The sequence below is a fragment of the Cupriavidus sp. SS-3 genome (genome assembly GCF_035818815.1).
GTDB lineage: Bacteria > Pseudomonadota > Gammaproteobacteria > Burkholderiales > Burkholderiaceae > Cupriavidus > Cupriavidus taiwanensis_C.
Genome location: NZ_JAYLVT010000010.1, coordinates 59,424 through 75,983, shown reverse-complemented (window position 1 = coordinate 75,983; position 16,560 = coordinate 59,424). Strand labels below are relative to the sequence as shown.

17 protein-coding genes are annotated in these 16,560 nt (G+C 68.5%); 7 read left to right on the top strand and 10 right to left on the bottom strand.

Features of this window, described 5'->3' with window-relative positions:
• Nucleotides 1-24: 24 nt before the first annotated feature.
• On the bottom strand, nucleotides 25-705 hold the full coding sequence (locus U9J39_RS16860; protein ID WP_115679073.1) for a response regulator transcription factor: 681 nt from the start codon (nucleotides 703-705) through the stop codon (nucleotides 25-27).
• A 231-nt stretch (nucleotides 706-936) separates the two neighbouring features.
• Between U9J39_RS16860 and U9J39_RS16855 the strand changes: the two genes are divergently transcribed.
• Together U9J39_RS16855 and U9J39_RS16850 are read left to right on the top strand one after the other, a co-directional pair.
• On the top strand, nucleotides 937-1,665 hold the full coding sequence (locus tag U9J39_RS16855) for a response regulator transcription factor (RefSeq protein WP_115681359.1): 729 nt from the start codon (nucleotides 937-939) through the stop codon (nucleotides 1,663-1,665).
• Entirely contained in the window at nucleotides 1,662-2,423 is a 762-nt protein-coding gene (locus U9J39_RS16850; RefSeq protein WP_116312011.1) for a sensor histidine kinase, read from the top strand. The genes U9J39_RS16855 and U9J39_RS16850 overlap by 4 nt, the downstream gene beginning before the upstream one ends.
• A gap of 51 nt (nucleotides 2,424-2,474) precedes the next feature.
• Here U9J39_RS16850 and U9J39_RS16845 read toward each other — a convergent pair whose 3' ends face one another.
• From U9J39_RS16845 to minC, 4 genes are all read right to left on the bottom strand, one after another.
• Nucleotides 2,475-3,554: a porin gene (locus U9J39_RS16845; RefSeq protein WP_116312012.1), complete on the bottom strand. Its 1,080-nt coding sequence runs from the start codon at nucleotides 3,552-3,554 to the stop codon at nucleotides 2,475-2,477.
• Between the two features lie 335 nt (nucleotides 3,555-3,889).
• Nucleotides 3,890-4,144 (bottom strand): cell division topological specificity factor MinE, encoded by a 255-nt coding sequence (minE, locus tag U9J39_RS16840; protein ID WP_012351386.1) that lies wholly within the window; start codon nucleotides 4,142-4,144, stop codon nucleotides 3,890-3,892.
• A gap of 21 nt (nucleotides 4,145-4,165) precedes the next feature.
• On the bottom strand, nucleotides 4,166-4,981 hold the full coding sequence (minD, locus tag U9J39_RS16835; protein ID WP_115707698.1) for a septum site-determining protein MinD: 816 nt from the start codon (nucleotides 4,979-4,981) through the stop codon (nucleotides 4,166-4,168).
• A 67-nt stretch (nucleotides 4,982-5,048) separates the two neighbouring features.
• Entirely contained in the window at nucleotides 5,049-5,849 is an 801-nt protein-coding gene (gene minC, locus U9J39_RS16830) for a septum site-determining protein MinC (RefSeq protein WP_115707700.1), read from the bottom strand.
• A 218-nt stretch (nucleotides 5,850-6,067) separates the two neighbouring features.
• On the opposite strand from minC, the gene U9J39_RS16825 reads away from it, so the two are divergent.
• Complete coding sequence (locus U9J39_RS16825) at nucleotides 6,068-7,039, top strand: magnesium and cobalt transport protein CorA (RefSeq protein WP_116312013.1); 972 nt, start codon at nucleotides 6,068-6,070, stop codon at nucleotides 7,037-7,039.
• Nucleotides 7,040-7,183: 144 nt separating this feature from the next.
• A complete protein-coding gene (locus U9J39_RS16820; protein ID WP_115707703.1) occupies nucleotides 7,184-7,888 on the top strand; it encodes a tetratricopeptide repeat protein in 705 nt (234 codons plus the stop codon).
• 264 nt (nucleotides 7,889-8,152) lie between these two features.
• On the opposite strand, the gene gatB is transcribed toward U9J39_RS16820, so the two are convergent.
• The 5 genes from gatB to gatC all read right to left on the bottom strand — a co-directional run bounded on the left by gatB (nucleotide 8,153) and on the right by gatC (nucleotide 13,200).
• Nucleotides 8,153-9,610, bottom strand: coding sequence for an Asp-tRNA(Asn)/Glu-tRNA(Gln) amidotransferase subunit GatB (gatB, locus tag U9J39_RS16815; protein WP_115707705.1), 1,458 nt, complete (start codon nucleotides 9,608-9,610; stop codon nucleotides 8,153-8,155).
• Nucleotides 9,611-9,700: 90 nt separating this feature from the next.
• Nucleotides 9,701-10,822 carry a dienelactone hydrolase family protein gene (locus U9J39_RS16810; RefSeq protein WP_116312014.1) on the bottom strand — a complete coding sequence of 374 codons (1,122 nt, stop codon included), beginning with the start codon at nucleotides 10,820-10,822 and terminating at the stop codon, nucleotides 9,701-9,703.
• Nucleotides 10,823-10,857: 35 nt separating this feature from the next.
• Nucleotides 10,858-11,316 carry a hypothetical protein gene (locus U9J39_RS16805; protein ID WP_115707709.1) on the bottom strand — a complete coding sequence of 153 codons (459 nt, stop codon included), beginning with the start codon at nucleotides 11,314-11,316 and terminating at the stop codon, nucleotides 10,858-10,860.
• Between the two features lie 2 nt (nucleotides 11,317-11,318).
• Nucleotides 11,319-12,824, bottom strand: coding sequence for an Asp-tRNA(Asn)/Glu-tRNA(Gln) amidotransferase subunit GatA (gatA, locus tag U9J39_RS16800; RefSeq protein ID WP_115707710.1), 1,506 nt, complete (start codon nucleotides 12,822-12,824; stop codon nucleotides 11,319-11,321).
• A gap of 76 nt (nucleotides 12,825-12,900) precedes the next feature.
• The gene (gatC, locus tag U9J39_RS16795) at nucleotides 12,901-13,200 is read right to left on the bottom strand and encodes an Asp-tRNA(Asn)/Glu-tRNA(Gln) amidotransferase subunit GatC (protein WP_018006687.1); all 300 of its coding nucleotides are present in this window, start codon (nucleotides 13,198-13,200) and stop codon (nucleotides 12,901-12,903) included.
• Nucleotides 13,201-13,803: 603 nt separating this feature from the next.
• Between gatC and U9J39_RS16790 the strand changes: the two genes are divergently transcribed.
• The 3 genes from U9J39_RS16790 (at nucleotide 13,804) to mreD (ending at nucleotide 16,518) form a co-directional block, all read left to right on the top strand.
• On the top strand, nucleotides 13,804-14,847 hold the full coding sequence (locus tag U9J39_RS16790) for a rod shape-determining protein (RefSeq protein ID WP_008648066.1): 1,044 nt from the start codon (nucleotides 13,804-13,806) through the stop codon (nucleotides 14,845-14,847).
• 196 nt (nucleotides 14,848-15,043) lie between these two features.
• A complete protein-coding gene (mreC, locus tag U9J39_RS16785) occupies nucleotides 15,044-16,009 on the top strand; it encodes a rod shape-determining protein MreC (RefSeq protein ID WP_115707712.1) in 966 nt (321 codons plus the stop codon).
• A complete protein-coding gene (mreD, locus tag U9J39_RS16780; RefSeq protein ID WP_012351397.1) occupies nucleotides 16,006-16,518 on the top strand; it encodes a rod shape-determining protein MreD in 513 nt (170 codons plus the stop codon). Before mreC ends, mreD begins: the two co-directional genes overlap by 4 nt.
• Nucleotides 16,519-16,560: the final 42 nt, after the last annotated feature.

The following is a 16,560-nucleotide window of genomic DNA, read 5'->3' as shown; positions in this document are numbered from 1 at the left end:
CGGCGTGCCGGCGCCGCAGAAGCGCTAGGCCGCATCGAGCCGGCTGCCCAGCCCGTATACCGACGACAGCCGCACGCCGTTGTGCGGCCACAGCGCCAGCTTGGTGCGCACGCGCGACAGGTGGCTGTCCACCGTGCGCGAAGCGGCGTCCATGTGATAGCGCCAGACCTGGTCGACCATGGTCTGGCGCAGCACCAGCGAGCCCAGGTTGCGGAACAGCAGCACCGCCAGGTCGAATTCCTTCGGGGCCAGCAGCACCGGCTTGCCCTGCACCCACACCTGCCGCTCGGCGGTGGCAAAGCGGAACGGCCCGTGTTCCAGGTCGCAATCCGCGCTCGCCGGCCGCGCGCGGCGCAGCAGCGCCAGCACGCGCGCGGCCAGTTCCGCGGTGCGCAGCGGCTTGGGCACGTAGCTGTCCGCGCCCTGCGCCAGGCAGGCCGCGACAAAGCCTTCTTCGTTAGAGGTTCCGGTCAGCATCACCGGCATCTCGGGGCCCAGCATGCGGCGCACCCACGCCAGTACTTCCAATGCCGGGAGGCCCGGCGTATCGCAATCCAGCATCAGCAGGTCGAACGACCTGCCGCGCAGCGCGCCGATCACGGCGCGCCCGCTGAGGTAGCGCGTGCACTGGTGGCCGTTCAGGCGCAGGGTCTGTTCGATGCTGACGGCGAGGGTGGGGTCCGCCTGCAGCGCGGCGATCTTCACGGACGTGGCTCCTGTGCGCGGACGCACCGCAGTGCGCCGCCGGGATGGACACAGCTCGACAAACAGGTTGTGCGGGCACGGGTCGCACCGCAGCGAAGCCCATGGTAGGAGCGGCCCGCTGAGGCGAGAAGTAAAAGATTGTTGAAAGGCGAGATTGAGCGCTTTCCTATTCGGGCGGGCCGCTACACCGGATTAAATGTCCCGCTGATGGCCAGCTACGTCGGAGGCAACATGGGAAAGAAAACGGCACCGCGCATTGCATCGCTCGAGGACGCGCCCGCGGATGCGGCGCTGATCCGCCAGGTCGTCGCCAGCGCGGGATTCGAATGCGTCAGCTTCAGCGAAAGCCGGCGCCTGCTGCTGGCGCTGCGCGACGCCGGCTTCGACCTGCTGCTGCTGGACTGGCAGATGCCGGACCTGTCCGGGCGCGAGGTGCTGGCCTGGGTGCGCACCCACCTGGACCGGCGCATCCCGGTCATGTTCCTGAGCTGCCGCGATGCCGAGCACGACATCGTCAGCGCGCTCGCCGCGGGCGCCGATGACTACATGGTCAAGCCGATCCGTCCGGCCGAGCTGGCCGCACGCATCGAATGCCTGCTGCGGCGCGCGTATCCCGCGCAGGCGTCGCCGCACGCGCCGCTGCGATTGGGCGACTACGCCTTCGACTGCGCGTTGCGCCGGGTCACCTGCAACGGGCAGCCGATCGGCCTGACGCCCAAGGAGTTCGATCTTGCGGTGCTGCTGTTCCGCCACGAAGGCCGCATCGTCACGCGCGACCACATCACCGCCGCGGTCTGGGGCCGCGAGATCTCGCCGATGTCGCGCACCATCGATACCCACGTGTCGCGCGTGCGCAGCAAGCTCGGGCTGCAGGCCGGGCGCGGCATGCGGCTGACCCCGGTCTATACGCACGGGTACCGGCTGGAGCGCCTGGCACACGCCGAGCGGGCCGCGGCATGACGGCGCGCCCGCTGCGCCTTGCGCTGCTTGCTGCGGCGTGGTGCCTGGGCGGCTGCTGGCTGGCGCGACGCAGCCGCAGCGGGGCTGCGGTGCAGGCGCCAGCAGGTGGCTGCGACGTGCGCGATCCGGCCGCCGTGCACGACATGCTGCTGCATGCGCTGGGCCACGACCTGCGCGAGCCCAATGCCTCGCTGCTGGCGTGGCTGGCGCTGCGCCAGACCCGGTCGCAGGCCGATGCGGCGCTGCTGGCGCAGGTGGACGGCCATGCGCGCCGCTCGCTGCGCCATATCGACGACCTGAACCGGCTGCTGCGCGAAACGCGGCATGCCTATCGGATGCGGCGGCTCGCCATGGAAACTTTGCTCGATGAAGCGCTCGACCGCGTCTGGACCGAGGCCGGCGCGGCCGGCATCCGGCTCGAACGCCCGGCCGGGCGCCTGCCGCGCATCGGCGGCGACGCGGGGATGCTCGCCGCTACGCTGGAATGGCTGCTTAGCAGCGCCATCGGCGCGGCGGCGCATGGCACGGCCGTGCGCACCGCGTGCCGCGGCCATGCCGGTGGCGTGGCGGTGTCGATCGTGTTCGAGCCCGCCGATGATGCGGGCGCCGCGCAGCTGGCGCGGCCCGGTCCCGCGCTGCTGTGCGCGCAGCGCGTGGTGGCCCGCCATGGTGGCCTGCTGGTGCCGCTGCAGCCGATGCAAGCCGCTGCCGCGCAGGCCGGCTGGTACCTGTGGCTGCGGCGCCGGCCGCGCCCATGAAAAAAGGCACCCGAAGGTGCCTTTTGCCAGTGACTGCTGATCAGGAATCGATCAGAAGATGTGGCGGATACCGATGGCAGCGCCGGTCTGGTTGTTGCGGCCCGGCATTTCGGTGATGGTGCCGCCCGAAACCTTGTTGAAGTCAACCGTGCCGTAGACCTGGGTGCGCTTGGACAGCGAGTACTCGGCCAGCAGCACGCCGGTGTAGCGGCGGCCGTTGTTGTCGTTCACGCCGTTGACGTTTTCGACGTAGTCGCCGTAGAACACGCCGGTCAGGGCCAGCGCCGGGGTGGCCTGGTAGGTCACGCCGATGTAGCCGATGGTGTCCTTGCGCGGATTGGCTGCAGCGTTGCCGCCAGCCGGGATCGGGTTCAGCGTGGCGCCGCCCGTGAAGTTCAGCGAAGCATCAACCGAACCGGTGCGGTCCTTGCCGCCGATGTAGCCCAGGAAGATCTTGGCCGGGCCGATCGAGTACTTACCGGCAGCGCCCCACATCTGCTGCTTCTCGCCGGTGGTGTTACGGACTTCCTGGTACACGCCGCCGATGCCGAACGGACCAAAGGTGTAAGCGGCACGGGTGCCCCAGTACTGGTTCTGGCTCATGCTGCCCGGCTGCTCGCCGAAGCCGTAGCTGGCGCCCACGTCCAGGCCGCCGAACTTGCCGCCGTAGCTGACCACGTTGTCGTTACGGAAGTTGGTCAGGAAGAACGGCCAGGCGTTGTTGGTGTAGTTGCCGATGGTCAGCGGATCGTAGTCGCCGAAGAAGTTAAAGCCTTCGGTGTACTGGCGGCCCAGCTTGATCGTGCCGAAGTCACCGCTCAGGCCCACGTAGGCCTGACGACCGAACAGGCGGCCATTCTGGTTGGCGCGGCCGGTGTCCGGATCAAAGCCATTTTCCAGCTGGAAGATCGCCTTCAGGTTGTTGCCCAGGGCTTCGCTACCCTTGATGCCCCAGCGGCTGTTGGTGACGGCGCCGTTGGTCAGTTCCCACGAGTTGTCATTGTTGGCGTTCGCGTTCGTCTGGAAGCGGATGCTCTGGTCGACGATGCCGTACAGGGTGACGGAGGATTGTGCGAAAGCCGAACCTGCCAACAGGCTGCCGGCTGCGAGGACGATGGCCGATTTCTTCATGGTGCTCCTTTTCTGTCTTGTACTGTGCCCTTCGCCGGATCACGGCGGGGATAAGGTCTACGTTTCCTGTAAACGCCGCGAAAATTTAACAAAACGTAAGGAACAAGGACACAAAACTCCGTGGAGCCGCGCTTTCAAGCAGGAAATTGGTGCAATTCCGTTGTCTGGCCGCTACAGAATTCTGCATTTGGGTGATACGGCAGCGCAGCGGAGAAGCCTCGGCGGCGCGCTGGCACGGCGGCGGGGCGTTGGAGCGGGAGGGTGGGAAGGAGGGGGGAGAAGGAAGGGGCGGGGCGACGAGCCCCGCATGGACCCGGCGCTGCCGGGTCCCGTGCTCAGTGCTGCGGGATCTCGATCTTGACCTCGAGCACCTCGAGGTTGTCCTGGCGTTCCAGGCTGACGCGCAGGTCCTGGTCGCCGATCTTGACGTACTTGGAGATCACCGCCACCAGCTCGCGCTGCAGCGCGGGCAGGTAGTCGGCGGGGGCGGAATGGCCGGTGCGCTCGTGCGCCAGGATGATCTGCAGCCGCTCCTTGGCGACTGACGCGGACTTCTTCTTCTCTCCCAGCAGGAAGGAAAGGATCGACATGGGGTGAGCCCTCCTTGACCGTTACTTGTTGCCGAAGATGCGCGAGAACAGCCCCGGCTTCTGATAGTCGGTGAAACGCATCGGCTTGTCCTTGCCGAGGAAGCGGTCCACCACGTCGCCATAGGCGTCGGCCACGTCGCTGCCTTCCAGGTGGATGGCGGGCGTGCCCTGGTTGGAGGCGTGCAGCACCGCTTCCGATTCCGGCACCACGCCGATCAGCTTGATGCGCAGGATTTCCTGGATGTCGGTCAGCGACAGCATCTCGCCGCCATGCACGCGCTTGGGGTTGTAGCGGGTGATCAGCAGGTGTTCCTTGATCGGGTCGCCGCCCTCGCTGGCGCGCTTGGTCTTGGACGACAGGATGCCGAGGATGCGGTCCGAATCGCGCACCGACGACACTTCCGGGTTGGTGACGATCAGGGCCTCATCGGCAAAGTACATCGCCATCAGCGCGCCCGACTCGATGCCGGCGGGCGAATCGCAGATGATGTACTCGAAGTCCATCTCGATCAGGCCGTTGATGACCTTCTCCACGCCTTCCTTGGTCAGCGCGTCCTTGTCACGCGTCTGCGAGGCCGGCAGGATGAACAGGTTCTCGCACTTCTTGTCCTTGATCAGCGCCTGGCGCAGGTTGGCTTCGCCCTGCACCACGTTGATCAGGTCATACACCACGCGGCGTTCGCAACCCATGATCAGGTCGAGGTTGCGCAGGCCGACGTCGAAGTCGATCACGGCAGTCTTGTGGCCGCGCAGGGCCAGGCCGGCGGCAAAGCTGGCGCTGGTGGTGGTCTTGCCGACGCCTCCCTTGCCGGAGGTCACAACGATGATTTTTGCCATGGCTCTTTGGTCCAGTAATAAGTTGAAGCTTGCGCTCTCTGTGATCCGGTCCCGATGAGCGCCGCGGTTACTTGAGCCGCAGCGCTTCGAGGATCAGTTTTTCATCGGCCAGGCGCACCTGGGCGGTCTTGCCGTGCACATCGGCCGGAAGCGTCTGCTCCGCGGTCCGGTAGATGCCGGCGATGGAAATCAGTTCGGGCTCCATGCACGTGCTGAAGATGCGCGCGGCAGTGTTGCCCTTGACGCCAGCCAGCGCGCGGCCGCGCAGCGGGGCATAGATATGGATGTTGCCTTCGGCGATGACCTCGGCACCGTAGCTGACCACGTCCATGATGACCACGTCGCCATGCGCGTAGACCTGCTGGCCGGAGCGCAGCGGCTTGTCGATCAGCAGGGTCTGGGTCTGGCGCACGGCCGCGGCGACGGCGGCGTCGGTGGCTGCCTGGGCCGCGGCACGGGCGCCTTCTTCACGCGCCGCCTGTTCGGCGGCGGCCTGTTCCGCGGCGACAGCGGCCTTGGCCTCGGCGGCACGCTCGGCGGCGCCGTTGCGGCGGGCCTGGCTGTCGAGCAGCGGCAGGCCGAAGCGCTCGGCCCACTCGCGCTGGCCGGCACGGGCCACCACGCCGATGGCGCGGGCTTTGAGTGTGGCCAGCGTGTCGATCACGGTGCCGAGCGCGACTTCGCTGTCATCGTCGAGCGCGCGCAGGTCCAGCGCGATCACATCATTGGAGAAGAAGTCGGGGGTGGCTTCGAAGCGGGTGAGGAGGTCATCCCGCAGCGCAGCCATGTCGGCGGTCTGGAGGGCGAGAAGGAGGGCGTCGACGTTGCCACTGCGCAGCTCGAAGCGTGGCGTTTTCTTCTGGGACATAGCCGGGTGACCGTGGAAATGCCACATTCTAACGTCGTATCTGTCGCGAACTGTAACAATTGGATCGATATGTACCGCAGGTGGCGCGTGGGCTCCATGCGCGCGCCGGTGGCGCGGCGCAAGTGTGGCCGGCGCGGCTTGCGCGGCCTCGGCATCGCGCGGCGCGGGCATCGTGCAAAGCCTTGTTACGATTGCGCCATCTGATCAGCGGAGTTTCCATGGGCGCCATCGTCAATTGCGTGGCCTACCGGCAGGGCAAGCGGCTCGGCACGGTAGGCATGGAGGAAATCCCGGCGATGCTGGCGGTGCCCGGCACCTTCGTCTGGCTGGGCCTGCACGAGCCCGACCTGGCGCTGCTGCGGCAGGCCCAGCAGGCCTTCGGCCTGCACGACCTCGCGGTCGAAGACGCGACCAACGCGCACCAGCGGCCCAAGCTCGAGGCCTACGGCGATTCCGTGTTCGTGGTGCTCAACACCGCGCAGCTGGTGCAGGACGAAGTCGTGGTCGGCGAGACCCATCTGTTCGTCGGCCCCAACTACGTGGTCTCGGTCCGCCACGGCGCCAGCAGCACCTATGCGCCGGTGCGCGAGCGCTGCGAGCACGACCCGCACGGCCTGGCCAACGGGCCCGGCTATGTGCTGTACGCGCTGATGGACTTCGTCGTCGACCACTACCTGCCCATCGTTACGCGCCTGGAGGACAACTTCGAGGCGCTCGAGCAGGGCATCTTCCGCGACGAGTTCGACCGCGCCGCGATCGAGCGCCTGTACCAGGTCAAGCGCCAGGTGCTGCGCCTGCGCAATGCGGTCAGCCCGGTCGAGGACATGTGCGGCCAGCTGATCCGGCTGCACGAAGAACTGGTGCCGAAGGAGCTGCGCGCCTATTTCCGCGATATCGAAGACCACGCCAGCCGGCTAGTGCGCACGCTCGACGTAGTGCGCGAAATGCTGACCACCGCGGTGCAGGTCAATCTTGCGCTGGTGACCGTCGGCCAGAACGAAGTGGTAAAGCGGCTGGCCGGCTGGGGCGCGATCCTGGCGATTCCGACCGTGGTGTTCAGCCTCTACGGCATGAATTTCGATTTCATGCCCGAGCTCAAGATCCACTACGCGTACCCGGCCGTGATCGGCGTGACCGCGGTGGCCTGCGGCGCGCTGTGGCGGCGGCTGCACCGCGCAGGCTGGATCTGAGCCAGCGTTCGGATTATTGGTGCGACGAATGATTATAGCTGAATTCTCAGCTAGTTGATTATTCGTGTAGATAATGCAGTCGCTACCGGGCACCTCGGCGGACTCCTACACTGAAGCAAAGAAGGCCTCGCGCCGGAGTCCGCCATGTCGAAAGCCCGTTTCCCGCATGCCGCCGTGCTGGCCGGCGCGTTTTGCGCGTGGCTGGTGTTGTTGCCAGCCGCCGCCGCGGCACCGCAGCCGCCCGCGCCGGCGCAGGCGCAGACCCGCGACGCTGTCGCGGCCTACGAGTCGGGCCGCTTCGACCAGGCTCTGCAGGGTTTCTCCGCCGCCGCGCGCCAGGGCAACCGCCTCGCGCAATTCAACTACGCGATGATGCTGCTGCGCGGCGAGGGCACCGCCGCGCAGCCGCAAGAAGCGCTGGTGTGGCTGCGCAAGGCAGCCGACAACGGCATGACCCATGCGCAATACACCTGGGGCGACCTGTACGAGCGCGGCGAGCTGGTGCCGAAATCGCTGGAAGAGGCGAACCGCTGGTATGAGCGCGCGGCGCAGGGCGGCCACGTGCAGGCGCAGATGGAACTGGCGACGAACTACTTCACCGGCCGCGGCGTGCCGCGCGACTACGCGCAGGCGTTTGCGTGGTACCAGCGCGCGGCAAGCGCGGGGAACGGCGGCGCGCAGTACATCGTCGGCAGTTTCTATGAGCGTGGCGAGCCGGGCGTGGTCGACCGGGATCTAGAGCAGGCGAAGATCTGGTACGCGCGCTCCGCGGCACACGGGGATCCGGGGGCGCTGGCAAAGCTGAGGTCTTTGCTGGAGGAGACGGTGCGGGGAAGGGCGGGGATGTAGGCAGAACTGCCCAACATAAGCTGCCCGACACACAAAGAGGAGAGCGGTTTTGGGTGCTCCAAAGCCGCCCGAGCTAGCCTTAGCAAGGTGTTCTCCCTCTCCCCTCATGGGGAGAGGGTAGGGGTGAGGGGTGGGCTAGCGAGGTACCACCTAAAGCAAGGCCAACGGTGTTAACCCACGGGCTTCAGCCTTTGACCCGCCCTCACCCCGGCCCCTCTCCCGCAGGCGGGAGAGGGGAGCAAACAACCGGGCGAGTGACTGCACTCAGCCCAGCTTCTTCCTCAGCAGTTCATTCACCTGCGCCGGATTGGCCTTGCCCTTGGTCGCCTTCATCGCCTGGCCGACCAGCGCGTTGAACGCCTTTTCCTTGCCCGAGCGGAATTCCTCGACCGACTTGGCATTGGCCGCCAGCACGTCGTCGATGATCTTCTCCAGCTCGCCGCTGTCGGACATCTGCTTCAGGCCCTTGGCGGCGATGATGGCATCGGCGTCGCCGCCGTGCTCGCCTGCCCACATCGCCGGGAACACGTCCTTCTTGGCGGTGTTGTTCGAGACCGTGCCGTCGGCGATGCGCGCCAGCAGCCTGGCCAGCTGCGCCGGCGTGACCGGGGCGGCGTCGATGGCGATGCCTTCGCGGTTCAGTTGCGAGGCCACGTCGCCCATCAGCCAGTTGGCGGCGGGCTTGGCGTTGGCGGCGCCGGCATCGGCGAGCACGGCCTCGTAGTAGGCAGCGAATGCCTTGGTTGCGGTCAGCGTGGTCGCGTCATACGCCGACAGGCCGTATTGCGAGACAAAGCGTGCCTGCATCGCGGCCGGCAGCTCCGGCAGCGCATTGCGCACGCGATCGATCCAGGCCGGTTCGATCTCCAGCGGCATCAGGTCCGGGTCGGGGAAGTAGCGGTAGTCGTGTGCGTCTTCCTTGGTGCGCATGGCGCGGGTTTCGCCGGTGTCCGGATCGAACAGCACGGTGGCCTGCTGGATCTTGCGGCCGTCCTCGATTTCTGCGATCTGCCACTGCACTTCGTATTCGATGGCCTGCTGCAGGAAGCGGAACGAGTTCAGGTTCTTGATCTCGCGGCGCGTGCCGAATTCCTTCTGGCCGAGCGGGCGCACCGAGACGTTGGCGTCGCAGCGGAAGCTGCCTTCCTGCATGTTGCCGTCGCAGATGCCCAGCCACACCACCAGCGAGTGCAGTGCCTTGGCGTAGGCCACCGCTTCGGCGGCGCTGCGCATGTCGGGCTCGGTGACGATTTCCAGCAGCGGCGTGCCGGCGCGGTTCAGGTCGATGCCGGTCATGCCGGCAAAGTCCTCGTGCAGCGACTTGCCCGCGTCTTCTTCCAGGTGCGCGCGCGTCAGGTTGACGGTCTTTTCGTAGGACTCGCCCTGCTTGCCCTCGACCTGGATGGTGATGGTGCCGCCCTGCACCACCGGGATCTCATACTGGCTGATCTGGTAGCCCTTGGGCAGGTCGGGGTAGAAGTAGTTCTTGCGCGCAAAGACGCTGCGCGGCGCGATGGTGGCGCCGATCGCCAGGCCGAACTGGATCGCGCGCTCGACCGCGCCCTGGTTGAGCACCGGCAGCACGCCCGGCAGCGCCAGGTCCACCGGCGATGCCTGCGTGTTGGCCTCGGCGCCGAAGGCGGTGGAGGTGCCGGAAAAAATCTTGGAGGCCGTCGACAGCTGCGCGTGCGTTTCGAGGCCGATCACCACTTCCCATTGCATGGCGGTATTCCTGTTCGGTTCTTTCGGTGTTGTCTGTTGCGGGGGAGCGGCAGCGCCGCCCCGGTGTTCTGTCTGGTTATGGCGTGGTCGTCAGGGGTCGGGGCTGGCCAGCCAGGAGTCGAGCTGGGCCAGCGCGGCCACGCGCGCTACCGCGTCGCCGCCGACGGTGACGCTCTGGCTCTTGCGCATGGCTGCGGCAGGCACGTCGGTGCGCCGATGCAGCTCGCTGGTGCCGTCGAAGCCGTGATAGGCGCCGGGGTAGATCTCCAGCCGGAAGCGCGCGCCCGGCTGGCGCGCCTGCACCGCGCTCTGCAGCATGGCGCAGCGGGTCGCCGGGGTCCAGTCGTCGGCGCCGCCGATCATCAGCAGCAGCGGCGAGCGCAGGCGGAAGCTGTGCTGCTGCACCGCGCGCTTGCAGCCGGGATAGAACGCCACCGCGCGCTCGACCAGCGGCGTGCCGGCCGGCCACGGGCGGCTGGCGTCGACGGTGGCCAGCACCGCCTGCGCGCCGTTCGACCAGCCCAGCAGCACGATGCGCGACGCGTCCACGGCGGGTTGCTGCGCCACCCAGCGCAGCGCGGCGAGCGCGTCGGCGCGGCGGGTGCGGTCGTCGATGGCGCGGTTGTCGACGGGCTCGGCGCAGATGCCGTGGGGCCTGCCGCGCGCGCTGAAGCTGTCGGGCATCAGCACCGCGTAGCCGCGTTCGGTGAGCCAGTGCGCGTATTCGCGGTAGCGTTGCTGGAGCAGCGCGGCAGCATCGGCGGTGTCGGTGCCCGCTGCCGTCGCGGTTGTCGCTGCGGTGCCGTCGCGCGCGGCGCGCTGCGCCAGCAGGCCGCCGCAGCCGTGCAGCGCCACCACCACCGGCAGCGCGCGCGGCGTGGCGCCTTCGCGCGGCAGGAACCAGTAGGCGCTCAGCGCCGGCGTGGCGGCATCACCGCGCAGCTGGACCCGCTGCGCGGGCACGGGCGCGACTGCAGTTCTGGCGGCTGCCGACGAGGCGGGCGCGGCCCGGCTCACGGCGTTTGGCGCCAGCACGCCCGCCGGCGTCAGCGGTGCCGGCGCGTCCAGTGCGGGGGCCGTCAGGTCCGGCGTATGCGCCGCGGCGCCGGCCAGCCACGTGCCAAAGCCCAGCGCCACCGCGGCGCGCAGCCACGCGCCCGCCGGACGGGCGGCGCGCGGCGCGTGTTGCGGGGGGAGGTGGGCGTGGACCATGGCCGGCTGCTGTGGCTTCGGTGGCGACTGTGGCTTCAGCGCGTGCGGGCGCAGGCGCCGGTACCCGGCTCGAACATCACTGGCCAGGCCTCTTCATAGATGCCCGGGGTGCAGCGCTGCTGGCAGTTGGCGTGCGCCAGCGTGACGCGGCGCGGGTCTTGCCACACCATCAGCTTGCAGCCGCTGCCGTCGTTGGCGCGCAGCTCGATATGCGGCTTCTTCTGGACCTGGCGGAATTCGGCCAGGTTGAAGCTGCACGAGCCGCGCTTGCCTACCCACAGCTTCCACGACAGCTGCTGCACGCTGTTGTCCGCAATGCGCAGCTGCGCGTCTTCGCGGAAGCCGTCTTCCTCGGTGCGGCGGCAGTCGCCGGCCAGGTCGATGTCGCGGCTGGCGATCGGCGTGGGCTTGCCGATGATCGGCAGCTGGATGCAGCCGGCCACCAGCGCGGCAAGCGCGGCGGCGGCAAGCAGGCGGAGCAGGGCGCGGGTCATGGTCAGGCCTTGGCGGGGCGGCGCAGGTGCCAGTCGGTCGCCTGCTGGAACGCGTGCGCGGTCTGCAGCAGGCGCGCTTCGTCAAAGTAGTTGCCGATCAGCTGCAGGCCGACGGGCATGTTGCCCGCGCCGAAGCCGCACGGCACGCTCATGCCGGGCAGGCCGGCCAGGCTGGTCGACAGCGTGAAGATATCGGCCAGGTACATCTGCACCGGGTCCGAGGTTTTCTCGCCCAGCTTCCATGCCACCGTCGGCGCCACCGGGCCCATGATCACGTCGCACTGGGCGAACGCGCGCTGGAAGTCGTCGGCGATGATGCGGCGGATCTTCTGCGCCTGCAGGTAGTAGGCGTCGTAGTAGCCGTGCGACAGCACGTAGGTGCCGACCATGATGCGGCGCTTGACCTCGGCGCCGAAGCCTTCGGCACGGGTCTTCTTGTACATGTCGAGCAGGTCGCGGTACTCGGCGGCGCGGTGGCCGTAGCGCACGCCGTCGAAGCGCGACAGGTTGGACGAGGCCTCGGCCGGCGCGATCACGTAGTACACCGGGATCGACAGCTCGGTCTTGGGCAGCGACACCTCGACCAGCGTCGCGCCCAGCTTCTCGTACTCGGCCAGCGCCGCGCGCACGGCCTGCTCGACGTCGGCCGCCAGGCCCTTGCCGAAGTACTCCCTGGGCAGGCCGATGCGCAGGCCGGCCAGCGGGCGCTCGGCGCTGGCGCCGGCGCGCGGCTGGCCCAGCAGGCGGGTGTAGTCCTCGTCCACGCCGCCCTGCGCGGGCGGGATGCTGGTCGAGTCCTTGGGGTCGAAGCCGGCCATGGCGTTGAGCAGCAGCGCGCAGTCCTCGGCGGTGTGGGCCATCGGGCCGCCCTGGTCCAGCGACGAGGCAAAGGCGATCATGCCGTAGCGCGACACGCGGCCGTAGGTCGGCTTGATGCCGGTGATGCCCGAGAACGATGCCGGCTGGCGGATCGAGCCGCCGGTGTCGGTGCCGGTGGCGGCGGGCGCGAGGCCGGCGGCGACGGCCGCGGCCGAGCCGCCCGACGAGCCGCCGGGCACGCGGCTGGCGTCCCACGGGTTGCGTACCGGGCCGAAATGCGAATTCTCGTTGGACGAGCCCATCGCGAACTCGTCCATATTGGTCTTGCCCAGCGTGACCATGCCGGCGGCGGCCATGCGCTCGACCACGGTGGCGTCGAACGGGCTTTCATAGTTGCCCAGCATCTTCGAGCCGGCGGTGGCGCGCCAGCCGCGCGTGACGAACACATCCTTGTGCGCGACCGGCACGCCGGTCAGCGGCGCGGCTTCGCCGCGCGCGCGGCGTGCGTCGGCGGCGCGGGCCTGGGCCAGGGTCAGCTCGGCATCGACGTGGATAAAGGCGTTGAGCGCGGCGGCCTGCTCGATGCGGGCCAGGTACTCGCGCGCGAGTTCCTCGGCGGAGACGGAGCGCGCGGCCAGGGCGTCGGCAAGCTGGCGCAGGGAGGTCACGGAATCAGCGGAAAAGGGCATGACAGTCGGTTGGCATCAGGGGTGTTGTACTGGCGGGCGGACCGTGGCGCGGCTGGCGGCACGGCCCGGGCAAGGGTCATTCGATGACCTTGGGCACCAGGTACAGGCCGTTTTCGGTGGCCGGCGCGGGGCGCTGGTAATCGGCGCGGCGGTCGGCTTCGGTGACCACGTCCTCGCGCAGGCGCTGGACCATGTCGCGCACTGCCGACAGCGGATGCGCCAGCGGCTCGATGCCGGTGGTGTCGACCGCCTGCATCTGCTCGACCAGCGAGAAAAAGTTGTTCAGCTGCGCAAGCGTCTGGGCGGCCTCGTCATCGCTGGTTTCGATGCGGGCGAGGTGGGCAATGCGCTTGACGTCGGATAGGTCGAGGGCCATGGCGTGGTGGGTCGATGCTCGGATACTGGGATACGAAGGGCGGCGCGGGCTGCGCCGGCGGCTGGCTCACGGGGCCATTGCGTCGCACGGCCCGAAGCCTGACCGCAGGCGCCGGTGGGCACGCCGCAGTCGCCAGAATTGCAGGTATTTTCAGGCTGTAAACGCCCGAAGTCGCCAGAATTATAAGGTATCATTGCGAGTTACCGACCTTTGGCAACGCCTACGCCACATGGCCTGCGTCCGGCGCCTGTGCGCCCGGTGTCCGAAGGCGCCCGAAGGGCAAACCTGGGTCCTCTGATTAGGCCTTGCCGCCGGTCTCCGCATGCTGCGCGACAAGCAGCATGATGCGCCGGCGCCTGCACATTTCCGCGAACTTTTCGGCGGGGTCTAATCAAAGGTTCCCGTAGGGCCGGCGCGCACGGTGCGCCGGCGGTACCGATCCCATTCCCATCCGGCCGGACAGCCTCCGGCCCGGGCGGCGGGCGGAGCGGGAAGCCGAGAACCATTCCGTATTCAACGCAACACAACCCATTTCGTGGCCGGGCCGCTCGCGGCGCCGGCCGCTTCGCTTACCCGCGAACCCCATCACAGACAGGATTCCTGATGTTCGGATTTCTCCGCAGCTACTTCTCCAACGACCTGGCGATCGACCTCGGCACCGCCAACACGCTGATCTACATGCGCGACAAGGGCATCGTGCTGGACGAGCCCTCGGTCGTTGCGATCCGCCAGGAGGGCGGCCCCAACGCCAAGAAGACCATCACGGCGGTGGGCAAGGAAGCCAAGCAGATGCTGGGCAAGGTGCCGGGCAATATCGAGGCGATCCGCCCGATGAAGGACGGCGTGATCGCCGACTTCACCGTGACCGAGCAGATGCTCAAGCAATTCATCAAGATGGTGCATGACAGCAAGCTGCTGCGCCCGAGCCCGCGCATCATCATCTGCGTGCCGTGCGGCTCGACCCAGGTCGAGCGCCGCGCCATCCGCGAATCGGCGCTGGGCGCCGGCGCCAGCCAGGTGTACCTGATCGAGGAACCGATGTCGGCCGCGATCGGCGCCGGCCTGCCGGTGTCGGAGCCGTCGGGCTCGATGGTGGTGGATATCGGCGGCGGCACCACCGAGGTCGGCATCATCTCGCTGGGCGGCATGGTCTACAAGGGTTCGGTGCGCGTCGGCGGCGACAAGTTCGACGAGGCCATCGTCAACTACATCCGCCGCAACTACGGCATGCTGATCGGCGAGCAGACCGCCGAGGCCATCAAGAAGGAAATCGGCTCGGCCTTCCCGGGCTCCGAAGTCCGCGAGATGGAAGTCAAGGGCCGCAACCTGTCCGAAGGCATCCCGCGCGCCTTCACGGTGTCGTCCAATGAAATCCTGGAAGCCCTGACCGATCCGCTGAACCAGATCGTGTCGGCGGTGAAGATCGCGCTGGAACAGACCCCGCCCGAACTGGGCGCCGACATCGCCGAACGCGGCATGATGCTGACCGGCGGCGGCGCGCTGCTGCGCGACCTGGACCGCCTGCTGGCCGAGGAAACCGGCCTGCCGGTGCTGGTCGCCGAAGACCCGCTCACCTGCGTGGTGCGCGGCTCCGGCATGGCGCTGGAACGCATGGACAAGCTGGGCAGCATCTTCTCCTACGAGTAAGAAGGACGCTCACGTGGCGATGCGCGGCCTGCCGGATCGACCGATCATGGCGGCGTCGCGGCGCCTCATCCGCCGGGGCCGGGCCCTGGCAGCTCCCGCCGCCCGACCGTGCCGCGCCTGTCCCCGCCAGGGGGCGGGGCGCGCCACGGCGGGCGGCGGGGCGTTTCCGCGTGGCCTCCGGCCTTTGTTCGGGTAAATGGATTACTCCCCTCCGCCGCTCTTCAAGCAAGGCACCTCGGCCGTCGCCAGGCTGGTCCTGTACGTCGGCATCGCGCTGGCGCTGCTGGTGGTCGATGCCCGTTTCGACGCGCTGCGCGTGGGCCGGCAGGTTGCCGCCACCGTGCTGATGCCGGTCGAGCGCCTGGTGCTGGCGCCGCGCGACGCGCTGCGCACCATGTTCGACTATGCGCAGTCGTCGGCGATGCTCGCCACCGAGAACCGCGAACTGCGCCAGAACGCGGTGCAGCAGGCCCAGGCCTCGGTGCGCCAGGCGCAGCTCGAGGCCGAGAACCACCAGCTGCGCAAGCTGCTTGGGCTGGCGCAGCAGTCGGCCACGCCGGTGACCGCGGCCGAGATCCTGTATGACGCGCGCGACCCGTACAGCCAGCGCATCGTCATCGACAAGGGCAGCCAGCACGGCCTGCGCGCCGGCTATCCGGTGATCGACGAGCGCGGCGTGGTCGGGCAGGTGACGCGCGTGTCGCCGTTCCAGTCCGAGGTGACGCTGCTGACCGACAAGGACCAGGCGATTCCGGTGCAGGTGGTGCGCAACGGCCTGCGCAGCGTGGCCTTCGGCGGCGCGCGCGCGGGCCACCTGGACCTGCGCTTCATGGCCGCTGCCGCCGACCTGCAGCAGGGCGACCTGCTGGTGACCTCGGGCCTGGACGGCACCTATCCGCCGGGCCTGCCGGTGGCGAAGATCGTGCAGATCGAGCGCAAGGCCGATACCGCGTTTTCGCGCGTGTATTGCGAGCCGGTGGCCGGCGTGCGCGCGCACCGCCAGCTGCTGGTGGTGCGCTACGACGCCAACATCCCGGCGCGCGAAGCGGTCGAGGCCCGGCCGGAAGCGCCGGTCAAGGGCGCCAAGTCCGCCGCGGCGCGCGCCGCCGCAGACAGCGCCGCGGCCGGCAAGGCGGCGCCCGCCAAGGAGGCATCACGGTGACCAATCCCCAATACCTGCTGCGGCCGGTCAACCCGGCCTTTATCGCCTTCAGCTTCGTGCTGGCGTTCCTGTTCAACCTGATGCCGTGGGGCACCACGTTGTGGATCCCGGACATGGTGGCGCTGGTGCTGGTGTTCTGGAACATCCACCAGCCGCGCAAGGTGGGCATGGGCGTGGCCTTCCTGCTCGGCCTGCTGATGGACGTGCACGATGCCCGCCTGCTGGGCGAACATGCGCTGGCGTACACGCTGCTGGCCTATTTCGCCATCACCATCCACCGCCGCGTGCTGTGGTTCACGGTCTATACCCAGGCGCTGCATGTGCTGCCGCTGCTGTTTATCGCCCACGCGGTGCCGGTGCTGATCCGGCTGGCGATGGGCGCGCCGCTGCCGGGCTGGCCGCTGCTGCTGGCGCCGGCGATCGAGGCGCTGCTGTGGCCGCTGGCCACCAGCCTGCTGCTGGCGCCGCAGCGCCGCTCGACCGATGTCGACGAGACCCGGCCGATCTGACGCCGCCGCCGCCATCGCCCGCCACCGTCCACCCCCGATTTC